Below are 22,364 nucleotides of genomic sequence, written 5' to 3'. Positions count from 1 at the left end.
CTATGGCTGACCGTTCCAAACTTGATGATCTGAAAGACGTGCTGGGCGGCGCCGCGCGCGCGATCGCCCGCGAACCCGATCTGGAACTGGCCTACACCGCCGAAGCCCCGTCGCAATCGGGCGAACATCTCAAAGTGCCGATGCCGGCCCGCGATCTGCCAGCGGCGCAGGTCGCCGAAGCGCGCGGCTTTGCCGACAGTTTCTCGCTGAAATTGCGGCATCATGACGAAGCGACGCACCGCAAGAATGCGCCGCAGGAAGCCTTGGCCCGCGCCTGTTTCGATGCGCTCGAACAGGTCCGCACCGATGCGCTGGGTTCCCGCAACATGTCGGGGGCCAAGGACAATCTGAACGCGGCGCTGGAAATGCGCATGCGCTCCGATCCGATTGCCCGGGCGCAGAATCGCGACGAGGTCCCGATTTCCACCGCGCTGGCCTTGCTCGCGCGGGAAAAGCTGACCGGACAGGCACCACCGCAGGGCACCGTCAAAGGCCTCGACATGCTGCGCGAGTGGATAGAGGAAAGCGCCGGCGCCGACCTTGATGGCCTCAACCTGACGCTCGACGACCAAAGCAGTTTCGCCAAATTGTCGACCCAATTGCTGCAACATCTCGACCTGATCAAAAGCGACGAGGAATCCGAAGCGGACGACAGCGACGACGAGGATAATGACGAAGACAGCGACGACAGCCAGGATGATGGCGCCGACGAGGAAGCGACCGGCGATCAGGGCGAGTCCGAAATGCGCTCGGAACCCTCGGATGATGACAGCCAGGACGGCGAAAGCGACCAGAATGCCGAGGAGCTGGAAGAAGGCGCCGAAGAGGAAATGGGAGATGCCGGCGACGACGGCATGATGCCGGTCCGTCCCAACCGGCCGATGTCCGACTTGCCTCCCGGTTTCAACTATGCGCCATGGACCGAAAAATATGACGAGGTCGTCAGCGCCACCGAGCTTTGCGACGAGGAAGAACTGACGCGCCTGCGCGCTTTCCTCGACCAGCAGCTAACCAATTTGCAGGGCGCGGTGACCAAGCTCGCCAACCGCCTGCAACGCCGCCTGATGGCGCAGCAGAACCGCAGCTGGGATTTCGATCAGGAAGAAGGCATGCTCGACGCCGCCCGCCTCGCCCGCGTGGTCAGCAATCCCTCGCACAGCCTGTCCTACAAGATCGAGCGCGAAACCGATTTCCGCGACACGGTCGTGACCCTGTTGATCGACAACAGCGGCTCGATGCGCGGCCGGCCGATTTCGATTGCCGCCATCTCTGCCGATATCATGGCGCGCACGCTGGAGCGTTGCGGCGTGAAGACCGAAATTCTCGGCTTTACCACCCGCGCATGGAAAGGCGGCCAGACCCGCGAGGACTGGCTGGCCGCGAATCGTCCGTCCAATCCTGGGCGACTCAACGACCTGCGCCATATCGTGTACAAGAAAGCAGACGAGCCCTGGCGCCACGCCAAGAAAAATCTCGGCCTGATGATGCGCGAAGGCCTGCTCAAGGAAAATATCGACGGTGAGGCCCTGCTCTGGGCCCACAGCCGCTTGATCGCGCGCCCCGAAGAACGCCGCATATTGATGGTGATTTCCGATGGTGCACCGGTCGACGACAGCACCCTGTCGGTCAACCATGGCGCCTATCTGGAAAACCATCTGCGCAAGGTCATCGAATGGATAGAAAGCCGCTCGCCGGTGCAGCTGGTCGCCATCGGCATCGGCCATGACGTGACGCGTTACTATAAAAAGGCCGTGACGATCATGGACGCCGAGCAACTGGGCGGAACCATGGTCGAGCAGCTCGCCGGACTATTTGACGAGGATTGATCGCATGAACGTAACCGAAGCCGTCACTTCCCGCCGATCCGTCCGGCAGTTTCTCGACAGGCCGGTCGATCAGGCGACACTCGAACGGGTTCTGGAAACGGCGCAACGCGCTCCCTCCGGTGGCAATACCCAGCCGTGGAGCGCGATTGTCGTTGGCGGCGATGCGCTCAGGGACATTACCGCGAAGATCAAGGAAAAGGCCAAGGCCGCGCCGATGGGCGAAGGCATGGAATATGCGATCTACCCCAAGGATCTCGACGGCCGCTATGAGGAGCAGCGGCGCGCGGTGGGCCGGGACATGTTCGAGAGCATCGGTCTGGAGCGCGGAGATTCTGTCGGGCGCGTCGCGCAAATGGCGAAAAACTGGGACAGCTTCGGCGCGCCGGTGCAATTGTTCACCTATACCAGAAAATATATGGGGCCGCCGCAATGGTCGGACATGGGCATGTGGCTGCAGACCGTAATGCTGCTGTTGCGCGAAGAGGGACTCGACAGTTGCGCGCAGGAAATCTGGGCAATGTACGGCACTTATATGCGCGAATTGCTCGGCATCGATGATGACCACATCTTCTTTTGCGGCATGGCCATCGGCTATCGCGATCCGGATGCCGCGATCAACAATTTCGATGTTCCCCGCATCCCGATCGGCGATGCCATAGAGTTTCGCGGTTTTTAACCATTGTCGGCTCTGCTTTTCTGCGGATGTCGGGGCCCGAAATGTCCCGCCATGTGACAAGAGTCACTTAATTCAGGGCGGGAGTCGATATTCTCCTATTCGAGACTCGGTTTTGTTAGCTAACTAGTGTAGTTATAAGAATATTCTGGGTCGCGATTGACATTGCCGAAGTCTGAGGGGGCTTGGCAGTGCACAAAAATTGTGGGGAGAATATCGTGTACCGGACGAGTATCGGCACAATAACATTGGCAATGGGCTTGCTGACAAGTCCAATGGCCGCGCTTGCGCAAAATACGCCGATTTCATTACGCGACAGCTTCCCTATCGGAAGCAGCGAAGGCATCTTGTGCCAGGTTCAGGATCGCAGCATCGAAAGCAAAGCCAAGGCCGACATGTTCGACCGCAGCTGGGCTGTGGTTTGCCGCGATTCGGCCAGACCGGTCGGTTTCGTCTATTCGTCGCGCTCGACGGAACAGGACATGGTCGCCCGGATAGCGCCCAATCGCAGCGAGCCGGTGATCTGTGCCGAAGGCCAGTCACAAGCGGTGATCGGCGGCTTTCGGCATCGGGAATGCCGTCTGACCGGAGAACCGGTCGCCTATTCGCAAATTCTCGGACAGAAAAATGGCACGACCTATGTCGCCGAGGGTCTGGCCGCCTATGACAGCGCGACGTTACTCGCGCTCAAGTCGATCTTGCAAGACAGCATCGCCGAGGGCAAAATTGACGTCGCCTCGACATCGATCGATGATCCGTTTGCCTTTGCCCGGGTACAGGCTGCTACGCTCAAGCCCTATCAGGCACTGGCCGAAGGCTATCGCAGAAATCTCAGCGGCGACTATGCGGAAGCCGCAGCATTTTTCGAAACTTTGCAGCAGCGGACATCCGGTATGGAGGGGGAGGACATCAATCCCCGCGAATATCTGATCAACCGGGCGCTGCAGAAATCCAATCTCGGAGAATTTGGCGAAGCACGGGAGCTGTTCGAGCAGGCCGGTGAAATCAACGATGACGATCCGATAACCGAACGGCTGCAACGCAATTTCGAAACCATCGATCTGCTCAATCAGGGCCGCTATGACGCGGCGATTACGCGGATCAAGGCCCCGCTGGAAAATACGATTGCTGGACAGGCCGCGCTGGCCGAGCGGCTCGAGATTACCGCTCCGATTTCTTCCCGCATCAACGGCAGCGCGCAGACCCGCAGCCTGCTTGGTTTTGTCGACGAGACCAAGCTGAGCCCGCAAGAACGCGCCGAGATCATCGATGCGCAGGCCTTGCAGCTTCTGGGCACTGCGCAGCGGCTGAACGGCGATTCCGAGGCGGCCCGGAATTCCTTTCTTTCGGCGTATAATCGCGCCATCGCCGTGCGCGACGGCCGGGTGACGTCGATCACGCGCCTGAGAGCCCAGACGCTGGCCGAATTGTCCCTGCTTTCGGAAGCGGATGGCAATATCGGCGAGGCGCAGGACTATCTGCGCGACGGCCTTGATCTGCTGAGCATGCAATATCCCGAAACCCGGGCGGTCAATGCCGCCAAGGCTCGGCTTGCGGCCTTTCTGCTGCGCAATGGTTCGGAAACCGAAGCCCGCAGCCTATACGAGGAAGTCGTCGACAGCTCCCTCGGCAAGCAAAGAGCGATTACCGGCATGGCCAACCAGCTTGCCCCCTATTTCGCATTGCTGGCGGAAAATGATTCCGAGGCCGGGCAGTTTTTCAAGGCCTCGCAAATATTGGTCCGTCCCGGTGTCGCCGAGACCCAGGCGGTGTTGTCACGTGAGCTGAGCGGAGGGACCGATGCAGCGGCCCGGCTGTTCAGGCAATCAACCAATCTGACGCGCAGTATCGAGAAATTGCGCATCCGCTTCTCGGCACTGGGCAGGGTCGAGCCAACGGCGCAAGTCCGCGCGCAGCGAGCCAGCCTTGCCAGCGAGATTGAAGCACTGGAACGGGCCCAGCAGCTGACGCAGGTCCGGCTTTCGGAATTTCCCCAATATCGGGCCATATCCGACCGTTTTCTCAGTCTCGACGATCTGCGCACCACCATGCAGCCCACCGAGGCCTATATGCGCATGTCGGTAATCGGCGGCGATATTTTCATGTTCTACACCGATCAGTCAGCCGCGAAAATCTACCGGGTGCCGCTCGACGAAGCGGCGCTCGACGCAAAGGTCGACACCATTCGCGATTCCATTTCCGTATTGGAAAATGGCCAATATGTTACCTATCCGTTCGACATCGAGACGGCGCGCGGCTTGTTTGTCGATCTCTTCGGACCGGTATCGGACCGGCTGGCCGCACAGCAGCATCTGATCTTTGAACCCGATGGTGCCATGCTGCGTCTGCCGATCAACCTGCTGGTCGCCGACAATGCATCCGTCGTGACATATCTTGCCAGAACCGAAGCCATTGACGGCGATCCCTTTGATTTCTCCGGCGTGAAATGGCTTGGTCGGGATCTCGACATCAGCACCGCCGTGTCCGCCCGCGCCTTCGCCGATGCGCGCAAGGCGCCGCAATCCGATGCATCGCGTCAATATCTGGGCATGGGACAAAACGAACCGGTGCTGGCCAGCACAAAGGTGGCGGCCGTACGCGGCGCAATACCGAATGGCAATGCCCGGTGCCAATGGCCGCTCGGCCAGTGGAACAGCCCGATTTCCGACAGCGAATTGCATAAGGCCCAGTTGCTGATCGGCGCGGAAAATTCCGAACTGCTGACCGGCGCCGCCTTTACCGACAGTGCCATCCTGTCGAACGAGAATATCAGCGATTATCGCATCCTGCATTTTGCCACCCATGGCCTTGTCACCCCGCCCAGCCCGTCCTGCCCGGCAAAACCCGCGCTGCTGACGTCTTTTGGTGAAGGGGAATCGGATGGCTTGCTGGCCTTTGACGAAATTTTCGATCTGAAACTGGACGCGGATGTCATCATCCTCTCGGCTTGCGATACGGCGGGCAAAGCCAGCATCCAGGCAACCCGCGAAGCCGGCATAAGCAGCGGTGGCGGCACCGCCCTGGACGGTCTCGTCCGGTCCTTCATCGGCGCCGGTGGCCGCTCGGTTCTCGCCAGCCACTGGCCTGCCCCGGACGATTTCCAGGCGACGGAACGGCTGGTAAACGGATTGTTCAGCGACGGACGCGGCCGCTCGATCACTGAAGCACTCCGGCTGTCCCAGCAGGAACTGATGAACGATCCTGTCACATCGCACCCCTTTTACTGGGCCGGCTTTGCCCTGATCGGCGATGGAGCCCGCCCGTTCCTGCCCGGCGGCAAAAATCTCTCTGCCAACATTGAGGTGGCTCCGGTTACAGTAAAAACGGCGCTCAAATAAAGATGGCAGAAGCCCCGCCAACCGACCCGGTTGCCAACAACCGCGACGTCAAGGAAGGCGCGAAGGGCGTGTTGCAATCCCTGCGCCGGCTCTTTGATCAGCTTGGTCCGATCCGGCTGGCTTCGACGATATTGTTCATGGTGCTGGCGTTGCTGGTGGCCCGTTACAGCTGGACAACGCCGCTGATCCAGGAAGCCGAGCGCGCGCTCTATGATCTGCGCGCCTCCGTATTCGCACCGGAAGTCGACAAGGACGAGAATATCGTGATGGTCGTCTATAATGAGGATACGCTCAAGCTGACCGGCCAGCGATCCCCGGTCGACCGGACCATATTGGCGCAAGCGCTTGAAACGATCGACGCGGCCAACCCGGCATCGATCGGCATCGATATATTGTTCACGATGCCGCAGGATGATGACGAGCTGCTGATTTCCACCTTCAAGAATATGAAGACACCGACCTTTCTGGCTTATGCCGATCCGAAGGAAAATCCCGAGATCGCGTTCGCCGAACATGAATTTCTGCAGCAGTTTTTTGACGAGGTCCGCGCCGAGAATGTCCGGCCCACCGACATCAAGCTGGAAACCGACAGCGACGGGGTTCAGCGCCGCTGGACGCCGCACCGGCCGGGCGCACCGCCGTTCATGGCCATCGCCCTGACCGGGCCGAACCCGAAATTCGCCAGTAATGACGGCGCCATCCGCTATCATGTTCCCACCGCGACCGATATTCCGGTGTTTGACAAATTCCCGATCGAAAGCTTCGCCGATCCGGCCATCGCCGAGATGCTGGGATCATTCATCGCCGGCAAGCATGTCCTGATCGGCGGCGACTTCATCGATCGCGACCGGTTCGAAACACCTGTCGGAGGACTGGCCGATGTCCAGGGCGACGACGGCAAGATGATCGGGCTGGAAGTCCATGCCCATATGCTGGCGCAGCTGCTCAGCGATGACCTGCCCAGCCCGATCCCGGCCTGGACCCTGTGGCTGGCCGCCCTGATCGTGGCGATTTGCGGCGGCCTGTCGGCACTGATCGTCGGCAATGCCTTGAAAGTGGCCTTCATTCTTGTCGGCCAGTTCGTCTTTTTTCTGACCTTTCCCTTCGTGCTGCACGATATCGGGATTGATACATTGTCGCTGCCGGCCTTCGGCTGGGGCGTCGGCTGGCTGCTCGGCTATGCATCCGTCGGCTCGGCGGCCCGGACGATCAATTCCAAACAGCGCGCCTTTGCGCAAAATGCGCTGGGCAAATATCTGCCAAAATCCATCGCCACCGAAATTCTGAAAGACCCCGAAAAGCTGGCGCTCCACGGCGAGAAGCGCAAAATATTCGCGGTCTTTACCGATCTCGAGGGGTTCACCAAATTGACCCATGCGATCGAGCCGGAAATGGTCGCCTATCTGCTCAATGACTATCTCGACCGGCTGAGCGAGGTGGCGCTGGAATATGGCGGCACAATCGACAAGTTCGTCGGCGATGCGCTGGTCACTTTCTGGGGCGCTCCCCTCTCCTATCCCGACGACGGCGAACGCGCAGCCAAGGCGGCCTATGCGCTCTACCAGGCCGGCGAGGAATTTCGCAAGAATGTCCCCGAAGGTGTGCCGCCAATCGGGCGGACCCGCGTCGGCATGCATTATGGCGATGCGATTGTCGGCAATTTCGGCGGCGAGGGCCGTATCCAATATACCGCGCTGGGCGATGCCATGAATACGGCAGCCCGCCTGGAAGCGGCCAACAAGGCGCTGGACACCAAGATATTGCTGAGCCGGGAGGCGATGGAAAGAACCGGTCTTGACTGGTTCCGCCCGATGGGCCGGATCACGCTCCGCGGCCGTTCGACACCGGTAGACGTGTTTGAACCGATTCCCGAATGGGAAGAGAAAGATCGTGCGGCAGTGACCGCGGTCATAGCGGCCCACGCAAAGGGTGATAATGATTCCGTTCAGGCACTGGGTGCCATGATCCAGCAATATGGTGAGGATCTGGGCCTCGCCAATTTGCTCAAACGATTGAAAAAGACCAAAAATGGAGAAAGCTATGCACTTGGATAAACATATTCTGGCACGGCCCGGAAAGATTCTTCCCGGCTTTGCGAAAGCGGCTCTCGGTACGGTTCTGCTGTTTGGCGCCGGGAGCGCCGCCCTGGCACAAAATATGGTCGTACGCTCGACCGGACCTTCGGCCAGCGCCTATCCGGCGGGCAAGAAAATGGGCAATGATGCGAAAATCACGCTGAAGGCGCAGGACAAGGTCACCATTTTGACCCGGTCGGGCACCCGCGTCCTGTCGGGCCCCGGAACCTTCTCTCTGGCCCAGGGAAGCAGCACGGCTTCAAGCGCCTCGACCCGGCTGTCCAGCTTCATCAACAATCGTGGCAGCCGCCGGGCCAGGACCGGAGCAGTGCGCGGCGACAGCAGTGCTGCTGTGGTCACCCCGAGCAATCCCAATCTCTGGTTTCTCGACGTGACCAAGGGGGGGAAATTCTGTGTCACCGATCCGAAAGGGCTGGTGGTCTGGCGGCCTGACTATACCGGCTCGGCCACTGCCTCGATCGTCGAACCGACGAGCGGCAATGTCACCGAAATCGCGTGGCGAAAGGGCAACCCGCTGAAGGCCTGGCCAAAGGATGAGCTGCCGGTGACCGACGGCGCGAGCTATCGTCTGCTGGGATCCAGCGTCCCGCAATCGGTCGAGGTGAATTTCGTGCTTCTGGAAACGGAGCCGGCCGATCTTGATGACACGGCAGCAATGCTGATCGAGAAAGGCTGCACCGGCCAACTGGATCTGCTGGTCGAGACTCTCAATGCGAATAACAAGGAAACGGCGGATCAGGGCTAGTCACCTGAATCTGAAGTTCGGCTCATTGTTTTTTGACAGAAGCGTTTGACGGCGGCGAGGATTTCGTCGGCGGATTTGACCCATTTGTAGGGTTTGGGATTTTCATTATGTGCTGCGATGAAGGCGACAATGTCGGCTTCGAGTTCTGCCGTTGATCGATGGACACCGCGTTGCAACTGCTTGCGCGTCAACTCTGCAAACCAGCGTTCGACCTGATTGATCCAGGATGCCGATGTCGGCGTGAAGTGAACATGCCAATGCGGGCGGCGCGCCAGCCAGGCCTTGACCTTTGGCGTCTTGTGGGTGGCGTAGTTGTCCATCACGAGGTGTATGTCCGGTCCTTCGGGTATCTCGGCGTCGATTCTCTTGAGGAAGTCGAGGAACTCGGTGGCCCGGTGCCGCTTGTAGCATTTGCCGATCACGGCGCCGGTGGCGATGTCGAGCGCAGCGAACAAGGACGTCGTACCATTGCGGATGTAGGTATGTGTTCTGCGTTCGGCCACACCGGGTGCCATAGGCAAGACCGGTTGCTCACGGTCCAGCGCCTGGATCTGGGATTTTTCGTCTACGCACAGCACGACCGCCCGGTTTGGCGGCGACAAATAGAGGCCGACAATATCCTGCACCTTATCGACGAACAAAGGGTCGGTAGACAGTTTGAACGTCTGTGAGCGGTGCGGTTGCAGGCCAAAGGCAGACCAGATCCGCCGGATGGTAGTGTGCGACAGCCCGGTCTCGGCTGCCATCGTGCGGATTGACCAATGGGTGGCATCCTTCGGCGTGCTGTTCAGCGTGCGCTCGATCACCTGAGCCACCTGCGCATCTGATACCGTTCGTGGTCGTCCCGAACGATATTCGTCGGTCAGCCCTTCAATGCCATCCTGTACAAACCGCCGTCGCCATTTGCCAACTGTGTGCTCGTGGACACCGAGGCGTTGCGCAACTTCCTTGCTCTGCAATCCCTCCGCGCATAGCAGAATCATCCGGCATCGATCCGACAACGAGCGCGGCACCTTGTGCCTGCGAACCTGCCCTTCAAGAAAAAAGCGGTCCTCGCCGCTCAATACGACCAAACCCGCCTGCCTGCCTACCATTACCAATGCTCCTGTCTGTTCAAACAGAGCATATACAATGATACTTACTTCAATTCCAGATGACTAGGTTCCGGCTACATTCTGCCGTTCCCGCTGACACCGGGACGGCACAGCCGCCATGGTGGTTCCATGGGTCGCGCCGGGATTGCCAACACACGGGGATATATATGACGCGTTCGCGCACTTTGCTAAAAACAACGGCCCTGACGGCGGCCTTGACCATGTTCGTATCTGCTCTACCGGCGTGGGGACAATCGTCTGCTGCAGCACCGACAAGAGAGGAAATCCAGCGCGGCGTCATCGACGAGGCGCTGAAAGGACAGGCCCAGCCGCTAGCCCTGGACGGCGAAGTGGAACGATCCGCCTGCCCGCTCGCCGGACCCGAATTTTCCGATGTCCGGTTCACCCTGAAAGCGGTTGATTTCACTGGCCTGATTTCGGTCGACCCCCTGTCGCTACGCTCGTCCTATACCGATTACATCGGTCAGAACGTTCCCGTTTCGGTGGTTTGTGATATTCGCGACCGGGCCGCAACCATTCTGCGCAGCAACGGCTATCTGGCCGCCGTACAGGTCCCGCCGCAGACAATTGACGACGGCAATGTCCGCTTCGATGTGCTGATGGCCCGGATGACAGCGGTGCAGGTGCGCGGCGATGCCGGCCCCTCCGAAACCCTGTTGCAAAAATATATCGAGAAACTGGCCGCGCAGCCGGTGTTCAATATCAACACGGCGGACCGCTATCTGTTGCTCGCCCGCGATATACCGGGTCTGGACGTCCGACTCTCGCTGCGGCCGGTTTCGGCTGAATCCGGCGGGCAGCCCGGCGAGGTTGTCGGCGAGTTCAACGTGATCCGCACGCCGGTCTATGCCGACATCAATATCCAGAATTTCGGTTCCAAGGCGGTCGGGCGTTTCGGAGGGCTGGCGAGAGTGCGGTTCAACGGACTGACCGGACTGGGCGATGAAACCGTGATCAGCGGTTATTCGACAGCCGATTTCAAGGAACAGCAGGTCCTGCAGGTCGGCCATGAATTCACCGTCGGTGGCGAAGGCCTGAAATTTGGCGGCAATTTCACTTATGCCTGGACAAAACCCGATCTGACTGGTGGTCTTGACATCAATTCTGAGACAATGGTGGCCAGCGCCTATGCAAGCTATCCCTTTGTCCGCAAGCAAGACCGCAATATATTCGGCACAATCGGCCTCGAGTATATTGACCAGCGCACCGACCTTCTGGGTGTCCGCACCAACGAAGACCGGCTGAGCGTCGCCTTTGCCCGGGTCGATTTTAACCAGATCGATTCAGACAGCATTTCCGGCCGCGGCGGCTATTCCGCTTTCGAACCGAAATGGGGAATGGGCGGATCGCTGGAAATCCGGCAGGGACTGGATATATTGGGCGCCAGCGAGGGCTGCGGCCCGGCCTTCGTCAACTGCATCGGCCAGACCGTTTTGCCGACCCGCGCGGACGGTGACCCGACCGCCTTTGTCATCAGGGGACAGGCCCGGATCGACTTCCGGCCGACGCCGCTGCTGGCACTGACGCTGAAACCCCGCCTGCAATATTCTCCTGACGCCCTCTTCTCCTACGAAGAAGTGTCGGGCGGCAATTACACCACGGGTCGCGGCTATGATCCCGGCACAATCATCGGCGACAGCGGCTATGGCCTGCAGACGGAAGTCAGCTACGGTTCGCTGATGCCCGAAACACCCGAAAGCATCGCGTTCCAGCCCTATATGTTTTTCGACCTGATGAGCGTCTGGAACAAAAATGTTCCCGGCGATCCCCAGAAGCTCTACTCCGTCGGTGGCGGGCTGCGCATGACGATTGGCCAGCAGGCCAGTCTGGACCTGACCGGCGTCGTGCCGCTGAAACGGGCTCCGTTCCAGACCCGCCGCCAGGACGCGCGGGCATTGCTGACACTGACCGTCCAGCTTGCCCCCTGGAAGCGTAGATGACACCGACATTCGACCATAGACCAGCCGCAGTGCAACCGAGGACAGGATCATGAGCAAGCGATCACAGAGCAGCGCCCGCCCGAACAACAGCCGAACCGTGGGCAAGATGCGCTGGCTGTCGGGGAGTTCGATAGCAGCGGCCGCTTTCCTGCTGGCAACCGCTCCGCAACCCGCTGAAGCCCAGTCGGCCTTGAGAGCCCCCGATTTCAGCCCGCGTGATATCCGGATTTCGGCGCCTCTGTCACCACTGCCGGCCAATGACATCAGAATCAGCGCCCCGCTCGCTCCATTGCCCGGCGCTGATGTCCGGATTTCAGCCCCCCTCTCGCCGCTTCCGGTCAACGATATCCGGATCAGTGCGCCCGTCGCACCGCTGCCCGATATGAATATCCGGATTTCACAGCCGGTGACACCGACCGCGATCAATGACATCCCGAGCTCCGTCCGTACCGGGATGACCGCTATCAATCAGCCGCATGCCATCGGTGCAAGAATTGACACCAACAGCTCGTTTCAGGCTTCTATCGATAACGTGACAGCAGTCGCGTCCGTGACGAGAGGTGGCAACTCCGATATTATTACCACCTTTGGGCCACAAAATGTCATCAACTGGACTCCTTATGATACAGCGGACAGCGACGACCTGATCAACATCCTGCCCGCTGGCACGACCCTGACCTTTGTCGGGCCGGCTGCGGGTTATACGATCCTCAACCGGATATTGCCGGTTGGCACCACGACGGCGGGCGATCCCCGCGGCATAGCCTTCAGCGGCAATGTTGCAAGCAGACTGGGCTCTGATACGGGAGCCGTCGGCGGCAATATCTGGTTCTACAGTCCCGGCGGTATCGTGGTCGGTGCCGGTTCCAGCTTTGATGTGGGTGGACTGTTGCTCACCACGAACAATATCGAGACTATCGGCAGCACCATGAGTGTCAGCGGACCAGCCGGCAGCACATCTTCCATAATCATCGAAGATGGCGCCACAATCAACGCAACCGCCAATGGCAGCAATTACGTCGCCATGGTGGCACCGCGCGTCGTTCAGGACGGATCCGTAAACGTCAACGGTTCAGCAGCCTATGTTGCAGCCGAGCAAGCGGAACTGACGATCAACAACGGCCTTTTCGACATTTCGATCGGCGTAGGAACCGGCGATGCCAATGGTGTTGTGCATAGCGGCACGACAGGCGGAGAATCATCATCCCCGACCTTTGACAATGGAGGTGCGATAACCGATGCCGATGCTCGGACGATCTACATGGTGGCCGTACCCAAAAATGACGCACTGACCATGCTGGTCGGCGGAAGTGTCGGCTATCAGCAAGCCGCTACGGCCTCGATCGTCAATGGCAATGTTGTGCTCAGCGCCGGCGCCAATGTCGCAACGACGGGCGACCAGACCAACGCCAGCTTTGCCTTTGACAAACAGGCGGCAGATTCGGATGCAAACATCCATTTTCAGAATGCTAGATTCGGCGCGTCGGTTTCAAGCTTTGCAACGAATGCGATCATCGCCACGTCAGCAGCCACGAACGGCTCGGTCTTCGCGAACAGTTTCGGCAGGTCTTACGATCTCCAACTTGAAGCACGGAATCAGATAGATATAAATGTAAGTGGCGGTGGCCTTGTCGGGGCCAGCGGTGATGTCATTTTGCGCGCCGGATCTGGTAATGTTGGAGGCACAATCAACTTCAATATCGAAGGGTTCGGTTTTGCTGACACGACTCCTGTCTTCAGTAGCTTGACGACGGGAGGCGATTTCATCGTCGATACCAGCGCTACCGGCCTGGATGACTTTTTTAACGTTCGCGACAATGGCGGTACGGGGATCGGACAAGATGCCACAGCTGGCGCGATCAATATCAATATCGACGGCGGCGATCTCCTGGTTGGTGGCGCTGCACAATTCAATGCCAGCGCCCAAGGTGGCAAAGGCGAAATCCAGAACGGGTCCGGCCAGGGCGGGAACATCAATCTGAACATTTCCGACGGCACCTTCGATATCACAGGAACAACATTTTTTGACAGTCAGGTTATCTCGGCACAGTCGCTGAAAATAGGGGGCAGCGGTCCCGGACAGCTCGGAAGCGACAGCGTTGCCGGTAATATCAGCCTGAACCTTTCCGGCGGCGCGGTAACCACTGGCGGGATGGTTTTCTCGCTGGGAGCGGCTGCATCATCGGGTGATGCATCCGGAGGAGCGCAGAGCAACGATGCAAGCGCTGGCGCTTTCGACCTGACGGTGACCGGCGGGACACATGTCATCGATGACATCCTGATCTTTGCCACCGCCGATGCTTCATCTGGTTCTTTCAATGCAGCGGGTGAAGAAAGGTCCGGATTTGCCAGCTCCGGCGGCGCAAATTTACTGATCGACGGCGGCAGCCTTACCATCAATTCCGATCTGGACGCCGAATTGAGCACCTATGGTATTACCCCTTCCGCTGCAACAGACCGGGCCACGATCACCGTTCAGAACGGGGCGACACTGGCAGTTGACGGAGATCTTTTCATCAGCACGCGGGCGTTTAACGGTTCGGATAGCGTTACCAGCGCCGGCGGTTCGGTTTCCATCCTGGCTGACAACGGATCGATAACAGCAGGCGGCCTGTTCCTCAGTTCTTCTGCAAAACCGAACAACCAGTTTTTCTTTTCGGGTCAAGATGAAGGCAAGGATTTTCAGGCCGGCGATATCAATATCGTAGCCCGCAACGGCGGATCTCTGACGGCCGGGTTTTCCTTCTTCCAGGCGAGCGGCACCGGCAATGACACGATCGCCGGCAATGGAACGGGCGGAGATATTCTGATCAACGCCGATGACGGTTCGATAGAATTTACAGACTTTCTCGGGATAGATGCCAGCGGTATCGGTGGCGTTGGCGGCAATGACGAAAACCCGGAAAGTCTGGGGATCGGTCGCGGCGGCGACGTCACATTCCGCGTGCAAGGCAGCAGCGGTTCGATGACGTTCGCTGACCTTGACGTGGATTCCGACGGATCAATCTCTGTCGGCGGAGAAGGCGGTGCCCCCCGTTTCGAGGGCGATGGCGGTCTCGGCTTTGGCGGCGACATCACATTTGATCTGCTCGGCGGAACATTCGTGGCGGACGACATCACGATCGGTTCCGACGGCTCGGGCGGAGGTGGCGGCGATTTGTTCACCCTGCCCGGAACCCCGACCAGTCTTGACGTAACGCCAATGGCGGATCCCGAAGACCTGACCCTGGCCGTCAGCCCCTTTGCCGGTGGCGTATCGGCGGGCGATGGCGGCGACGGACAAGGCGGCGATGTAACCTTCAATCTCAACGGCGGCAACGCAAGCGTTACGAACCTCACCATCTCGGCCAATGGTTTCGGCGGCAATGGCGCCAATGGCGACATCAATATCGGTACCGCCGGTGGCGCGGGCGGCAGCGGTATTGGCGGCAATGCTGTTTTCAACGCCCAGGCGGGAAGCTTGACCGTCACCAATACGCTGACGGTATCGGCAGAGGGCAATAATCAGAATATCGCCCCCTATGGCTCCTATGGAGCGGGTGGCTTTGGTTATGGCTCGGACGGGGGCAACGGGGGCGACGGTATCGGCGGAACCGCCACCTTCAATCTCGACGGCAGCGCCACGATCAACGCCGGCAATATCATCATCTCGACCAGTGCCGATGGTGGCAATGGCGGCGACAGCACCAACGCAGGCAACGGTCCCATTCAGGCCGGGACCGGCGGTCTGGGGGGCAACGCTACAGGCGGCAATGCCACATTCAACAACAATGCCGGGACGCTCGGCTTTGGTCAGCTTTCGGTCACATCGATCGGGGCCGGCGGAAATGGCGGCGACGTCTTTGGCTTTTCAACCGGTGAAGCGGATAATATCGCCGGTAATGGCGGCACCGGAACTGGTGGCAATGCAATCATCAACATCAATCAGGATGATCTCAACAATCCCATCTATATCGTCGATGCCAGCGGTGTCGGCGGTGATGGCGGTCAGGGACTGGACGGCGGAGACGGCGGCGCTGCTTTTGGCGGGGTCGCAGCGATCAACGTCAACAATGCCACAGCCGATCCCGATGACCCGACAATCATCGCCAATGCAACGGGCGGAAATGGTGGTTTCGGCATGCTGGATTCGGCCAATAATATCACCGGCATTAGCGGCGCTGGCGGAGCCGCAACGGGCGGCACAGCCCGCCTGGAAGTCACGGGTGCCGGCGGCAATATCGACCTCGGCTTTATCATTCTGGAAGCCAATGCAACCGGTGGCAACGGAGCGGACGGCATTTACAGTTTCGGCGTCGGTCTCGATGGCGGCGATGGCGGATCAGGTGGTGACGCAAATGGCGGCACGGTCGAACTGGTCGCGCGGACAGGCGGCACGATCAATGTGACGTCCGGCGATTTCACCATGACCAGCACCGGTGCCGGCGGCAATGGCGGCAATGGCGGCAATTCTTATAACAGCACGGCCGGTGACGCCGGCAATGGTGGCGATGGCACGGGCGGCACAGCCCGCCTGCTTGCGCAAGGCGGAACGATCTCCGGGAATGATCTCAACCTGACCACTGCCGGTCTTGGCGGCGATGGCGGAACCCGCGGCTATTATGGCGCTTACGGGACCAATGGCGCCAATGGCACCGGAGGCGCCGGAACCGGCGGCACCGGTATCACCGAGGTTCAGGAAGGCAGCCCAGGCATTCTGACCTTCGCGAATGTCACGATAGACTCCAGCGGCACCGGCGGCGGCGGACCGATCGCCGGTATCGGCGCGGGGGGCCGCATCGAAATCACCGACAGTTCAACCGATCCCGCCGGTCTGATCAGTTTCGACAGCCTGACCGCTTATGCCTTTGACGCCGCGCTCGGCACCGGAACCGGTTCGGCCACGACTCTGCTTGGCGGCTTTTTCGCGACCGGAAACAGCGGCGCCATATCGATTCTCGGCGATCTCGACGTCGACGTGGCCGGCAATATCCAGTTTGATCTCGACGGAGACGGTCAGGTGACGGTGGGCGGCAATGCCACGCTGATCAGCGGGCAGAATATCTTCGTCGATCACAGCAACAACAGCACGCCGGTCAACAGCATCGATGTGTCCGGCGATTTCGCGGCCACGGCGCAGGCCGATTTCATCAGCACCGCCGGCTCGCGGATCAACGCCGCAGGCAGCGCCTCGGTGCGCACGGGACAGAATGCCACCGTCGCCGACATTGCCGGCGTCGGACTGGTCGATATTTCGGCGATGTGGGACGCCAATGTCACCAATGCGGCGGTGACCGGAACCGTGACGACCGTGACCCTGGGCGCAGGAACCTTCGTGCTCGGGCCGCAGATGCTCATCCAGGCGGGGCATGATCCAATGGGCGGATCTTTCCCGACCTTTGATCCCAGCTATAGCGCCACCATCGACGGCGATGTCACATCTGCCGGTTTCATCACCGTCAATGCCGGCGGCAATGCATTGTTCCAGAGCGGCAGCAACACGATTTCGGACAATGGACTGATCGTGCAGACCGGCGATGATATCATCATCGAAACCGGTGCCAGCCTGGTCGCGGGCAATGCGCCCGCCACGTCGCCAAATACGGCCAATCCTTTCCCGGACACCAACAACCTGATCCTGCAAGCCGGCGCGCTCACGCCCCTGATCAGCACGCCATTCACGCCGATAGCCTCTATCGTCGCCGCCGGCGATCTCGACGCCAATGATTTCGCCGTGGTCATGTCGGCCAATGCGATCGACGGCCTCGGCGGCACGATTACCGCCAGCTCGATTTCCGCCGACATCAACGATGCGCCGTCCAACGCGGTAATCACCGCCATCGGCCAGTCCGATGACAATGGCCTGCTCAACGGCCAATGCGTGGAAGGCAATATCTGTCTGGGCACGCTCGACGCCGACAATTTCGTCCATATCGGCCAGGCCAGCAACAATGACGTGGTTCAGGGTATCATCGAGTCCGGCACGGTCTCGGCGAACGAGATCCTGGTTACCACGCGCCGCGACATCATCATGGGCACCGACGGCATCGCCACGATTCTCGATGCATCGAACCAGTTTCTGGTCGAGAGCATCGAAGGCGATGTCGACCTGCGCGAAGCCTCGGTCGGCAGCGCGAGCATTTTGGTCAGCGCGGTAAATGGCAGCCTGCTGGGCTCCGCTTCGCTGACCAGCGCCAGTGATATCGGCATAACGGTCGGCGCGGACATAAGTGCGGCACAGATTGATACTGGAGGACAGCTTACCTCGATCGCAAATATAGGCGGTGCATTTGAAGCCTCTTACACGGTTCCAGGCAGTATCACTGTCAACACGCTGACCCAGTCAGGCAACGCAAATATCAATATCGTCGCCGGCGGAGACATTAATCTTGGCAGGATCAATCTGCCCAATGCCCGATCCATCACGCTCACTGCATCGACTGGCGATGCGTTTCTCGGCAGCAACAGTAGCGCATCATCGATTTCGGTTCTGGGCAACAACGTCGGTTTCAATGATCTGCTGTCGTCTGGTATTATCACCCTGAATGCAACCGCTGGTGATGTCGTAGGCGCTGGGCCGGGCAATCTGACTGCGGGCAGCACGATTGATCTCGATGCCACCGGCAATATCACCTTCGGCCTTTTAAGCGGACCGGGAGCGGCAACGGCGGATGCGGGCGGAAATATTTCCTTTGTCACCGCAACCGCCGAGAGCGTCAGATTTAACGCGGGCGGCGATATCGTCGGGGGTGATGTTGATGCTTCAAACAACACACTCGCCAGCAATGTGGCTGTCCTCAACGCTGGCGGCAGCATTACCGCCGGAACCATCAATGCTATCGACGGTATCGATATCGACGGCGACGGGAATGTTGATGTCAGCTCTTTGATTGGGGGATTTGCTGATATCCTTACGACCGGAGCGGTCGATATTGGCAATGCCGATACCCTGCGTCTGGAAGCCCTGGGCAGCAGCATTTCGCTTGGGACAGCAAATATAACCAGCAATGCGTTTGCCGCGAGTGGCGCCATGGTTTTGACAGCCACGACTGGCGCAATCACCATCACCGACGCAACGACCGCAAGCGCGACAACGCTCGATGCGGCGACCGATATCAATATCGGCAGCCTCTCTGCCAGCGGAACATTTGACGCAACGGCTGGCGCCGATGTCGCTCTGGGCAATACATCCGGTCAAAGAGTCGTTGTCGATGCCGGAGGCGATATAACGGGACTTAGCGCAACTGCTCCCACCAGTACATTGATCAGCAACGTCGTGAACTTGACCTCCGGTGGAACGATTGATGTCGACACCATCAGCGCCACAGGCGATGTCAATCTTGACGCCAGTGGTGCCATAATATCGGATTTGATCCAGGGCCAATTCATTGACTTGGTCGCTGCCGGTTCCGCGACGATTGGCAGTATAATTGGCACACGTCTTGATGGAACGACAGCAGGCATTGACCTGGGCTCTGCGACCATCACTACCAATGGTTTTGCCGCGAGTGGCTTTATCACTCTAGACGCAACCAGTGGCGCTGCCATCGTCGGCACCGCCAATTCCACCAACAACACTGCGATCCTCGGTGCTTCGGTCACGCTGAACAACGGCAGCATCGGCGGAGATTTGACGCTCGATGCCACGGCAGGCGATATTGACGGAAACGGCACGATTACCGTCGGTGGCGGCATCGATCTCGCGGCCACCGGCCTTGTCGGCTTTGGCGATCTCGAAGCCCAGGGCGGTACCTTCACCGTCGACGCCGGCAGCGACATCAACTTTGCCGCCGCAACCAGCAGCAATGCGATCAGCATGACCGCCGGCGGCAGCATCAACGGCGGCGACCTGAACGCCGTCAACGCGCTCGATCTGGACGGCGGCAATATTGCCATCGGCAATGCAAATGCTACCAATATCAACTTCAACAGCGGCGCGAATATCCTGTTCGACAGCATCAGTTCGCCCAACGGCGTCACCTTGACCGCTTCCAGCGGGACGATCGGCGTCAATAGCACCGGTGGTGATATCACTGTGTCGGGTGCGGGAGCCGCCATCAATCTGTTCGCCAACAATGTCGACGTCGGCGCGCTGACCACCAATAGCGGCGACATTCTGATTTCCGCTGCGCAGAATATCGCGCTCGGGTCGGCGGCAACCGCAACCGGCACTCCGACAGCAGCCTCCATCGGCCTGCTCGCGGGCGGCAATATCACCGCCACCGGTACGCTCGGCGCCGGTGAGGATGTCTCGATCCGGGCGCTTGGCGACGTTGCCCTGGCCAATGTTTCGACCGGCGATGATTTTATCGTCCAGGCGGACGGCGCGATTTCGCTGGCCGGCGCAACCAGCAGCGGCGCGGGCATTGACCTGTTTGCGCTGTCGTTCGACACCGCCAATGCCGGTCAGTCCGGCTCCATTGCCTTTGCGTCAGAAACCGCCACCGGTTCGAATATATTGCTGACCAGCGGCGCCGATATAAGCGCGACCGGCACACTGAACGCCAGTGACGATATCGCCGTGACCGCAAGTGGCACGCCATCGCTCGCCAATGTGATCAGCGGCGGCAATAGCAGCATTACCGGTACCAGCGTGACACTGAACAACGGCACCATCGGTGGTGATCTGACACTCAATGCAACCGGCGGCGACATTGACGGCACCGGCACGATTACCGTGGGCGGCGGCATCGATCTCGATGCCACCGGCAATGTCGGCTTTGGCGATCTCGAAGCCCAGGGGGGCACTTTCACCGTCGATGCTGCCGGTAATATCAGCTTCAACAGCGCGACAAGCAGTGACGACATGGCACTCAATGCCGGCGGTGGCATTAACGGCAGCGATATCGACAGCGCCGGCGCGGTGACCGTCGAATCCGGAGACGCCATCTCGCTCGATTCGATCGCCGGTGCCGGGGATATCGCCATTGTCGCCAATAATGCGAGCGACATAACCGTCGGATCGCTGAGCGGCGGCAGCAACATTGACGTCTCTACGCAAGGCGGCTTCGTCGCCGACGAAACCAGTGCCGATCAGAGCGGCACCGGCCAGATCGTGATCGCAGCGGACAGCGGCATCACCCTGCGCAACGTCACTGGCAATGATATCGGTCTCACCGCCGCGGATGGTCTGGTCAGCGTCACCAATAACGTCGACGTGACCAATCTTCTGGCCGCATCGGGTGCCGCCGTTTCGATCATTACCCAGCAGGACATGAGCGTTGCCGCCGAAGCAACCGGCGGCGACATTGGCCTGTCTTCGGCTACAAATATCGACGTCCAGCAGGCCGTGGCCAGTGGCGATATCGTCATTGCCGCAGGCGGATCGGCAACAATCGATGACACGACTGGCGGCTCGACCAGCACGTCTGCTGTGGCATCGGCTGGCGGCGACATCACGATCACCGCTGCCGATGATATCCTGATCAACAGCATGGTCGCTGCCGCCAATGGCCTGCAACTTACCGCGGGCGGGCTGATCGATATTCAGGCGAGCGCCGTCGGCACCAATATCCGCACGGTCAGCGCCGACATGGAAATCGGTTCTGCGGGCAGTCTCGGCCAGACCGACCTGACCGGCGATATCCAGATATTCAGCGACGGCACCACCCAGATGGTGCTCGGCGATGGCACGGACATCAGTGGCAGTTTCTCGCTCAAAAATGACGAATTCAGCCGCATCCATTCGGGTGGGGATCTCACCATAACGGCCGTACCGACATCGCTGGGCGGTTTCGACATGGTGGTTCAGGACCTGACCGTGCTGGTCAGCGACAATGTGAGCGGTCCGCAATCGGCCAATATCGGGCTGGGCAACAGTCTGAATCTGGTGTCCGGACAGTCGATCACCGTTGTCGGTCTTCTCGACTTCACCAACGGCAATGCCGATTCCGGTCTCGGTCTGACCGCCGGCGAGGACCTGTTTATCGATGCTGCCAGCGGTATCATCCAGATGACCGATGCGAACGGAGAATATGCGGGCAGCGGTACCCTTTCGATCACCGCAACCAATATTTACGCGATGACCAGCCAGGCGCTTGCGGACATTGCCGGTTTTGGCGCTGCGGATATCGATCTCCGTCTGGCCGACAGTGACGGCATTGATCTCGCAGATGGCCTGATCCGGGCGGACAATATCCTGATGACCATTGGCGATAATCTGCTGATCCAGAACACCGCCACCGGCACCGATTATGCGGACCGTCGCGGCTTCACCGCTGGCACCCTGTCCGTTGTGGGCGCCTCCACCGGCACCGCCAATATCGTGATCAACGGTATTGTCGGCGGGGCGACCGGTCTGGACGCGATCCCGGCTGTCGATATCACGGCCGACTTTGATGCCGGATCGACGATCAACGGCTGCGTGATCATCGATCCTTCCTCCTGTGTGCCTTTGCCGGGTGCCGATGGCATCCCGACCTTTGACCCGGTCCAGGACGTGATCGACGAGGAAGTGACACCGGAGAAATATGTGGTGGATCCCTTCGCGTCGAATACGATTGAAATTAAGAGAAATCCGGACCCCGCCGAGGACCCGCTGATCGACGAGCCGGTGACCGGTGCAGGCAATGAAGACCTGTGGGTCAATGGCGCGGGCGAGGATGAAGACGAACAGGAGCAAGAGCCCGAACCGGCAGAATGACAAGCCCTGT

The 22,364-nt window shown here is 59.7% G+C and carries 8 protein-coding genes; 7 read left to right on the top strand and 1 reads right to left on the bottom strand.

From position 1 onward, the window contains the following. Positions 1-2: 2 nt before the first annotated feature. From cobT to SPHFLASMR4Y_RS00075, 5 genes are all read left to right on the top strand, one after another. Positions 3-1,826 (top strand): cobaltochelatase subunit CobT, encoded by a 1,824-nt coding sequence (gene cobT / locus SPHFLASMR4Y_RS00095; protein WP_089131737.1) that lies wholly within the window; start codon positions 3-5, stop codon positions 1,824-1,826. 4 nt (positions 1,827-1,830) lie between these two features. Beyond that, entirely contained in the window at positions 1,831-2,502 is a 672-nt protein-coding gene (locus SPHFLASMR4Y_RS00090; protein WP_089131736.1) for a nitroreductase, read from the top strand. Between the two features lie 215 nt (positions 2,503-2,717). After that, a complete protein-coding gene (locus tag SPHFLASMR4Y_RS00085) occupies positions 2,718-5,837 on the top strand; it encodes a CHAT domain-containing tetratricopeptide repeat protein (RefSeq protein WP_260807019.1) in 3,120 nt (1,039 codons plus the stop codon). A 2-nt stretch (positions 5,838-5,839) separates the two neighbouring features. Further along, positions 5,840-7,891 carry an adenylate/guanylate cyclase domain-containing protein gene (locus tag SPHFLASMR4Y_RS00080; RefSeq protein ID WP_089131734.1) on the top strand — a complete coding sequence of 684 codons (2,052 nt, stop codon included), beginning with the start codon at positions 5,840-5,842 and terminating at the stop codon, positions 7,889-7,891. After that, positions 7,878-8,678: a hypothetical protein gene (locus SPHFLASMR4Y_RS00075; RefSeq protein ID WP_089131733.1), complete on the top strand. Its 801-nt coding sequence runs from the start codon at positions 7,878-7,880 to the stop codon at positions 8,676-8,678. Before SPHFLASMR4Y_RS00080 ends, SPHFLASMR4Y_RS00075 begins: the two co-directional genes overlap by 14 nt. Here the strand turns inward: SPHFLASMR4Y_RS00075 and SPHFLASMR4Y_RS00070 are convergent. After that, positions 8,675-9,772, bottom strand: a complete 1,098-nt coding sequence (locus tag SPHFLASMR4Y_RS00070; protein WP_089131732.1) for an IS630 family transposase — start codon at positions 9,770-9,772, stop codon at positions 8,675-8,677. The two genes, SPHFLASMR4Y_RS00075 and SPHFLASMR4Y_RS00070, sit on opposite strands and share 4 nt — an antisense overlap. A gap of 167 nt (positions 9,773-9,939) precedes the next feature. Here SPHFLASMR4Y_RS00070 and SPHFLASMR4Y_RS00065 point away from each other — a divergent pair, with 167 nt between their 5' ends. Both SPHFLASMR4Y_RS00065 and SPHFLASMR4Y_RS00060 read left to right on the top strand, forming a co-directional pair. Continuing rightward, on the top strand, positions 9,940-11,733 hold the full coding sequence (locus tag SPHFLASMR4Y_RS00065; RefSeq protein WP_089131731.1) for a ShlB/FhaC/HecB family hemolysin secretion/activation protein: 1,794 nt from the start codon (positions 9,940-9,942) through the stop codon (positions 11,731-11,733). A 49-nt stretch (positions 11,734-11,782) separates the two neighbouring features. Continuing rightward, positions 11,783-22,354 (top strand): S-layer family protein, encoded by a 10,572-nt coding sequence (locus tag SPHFLASMR4Y_RS00060; protein ID WP_089131730.1) that lies wholly within the window; start codon positions 11,783-11,785, stop codon positions 22,352-22,354. Positions 22,355-22,364 lie beyond the last annotated feature (10 nt).

The organism is Sphingorhabdus sp. SMR4y, from assembly GCF_002218195.1.
GTDB lineage: Bacteria > Pseudomonadota > Alphaproteobacteria > Sphingomonadales > Sphingomonadaceae > Parasphingorhabdus.
This window is presented reverse-complemented; position numbering and strand designations above follow the sequence as displayed.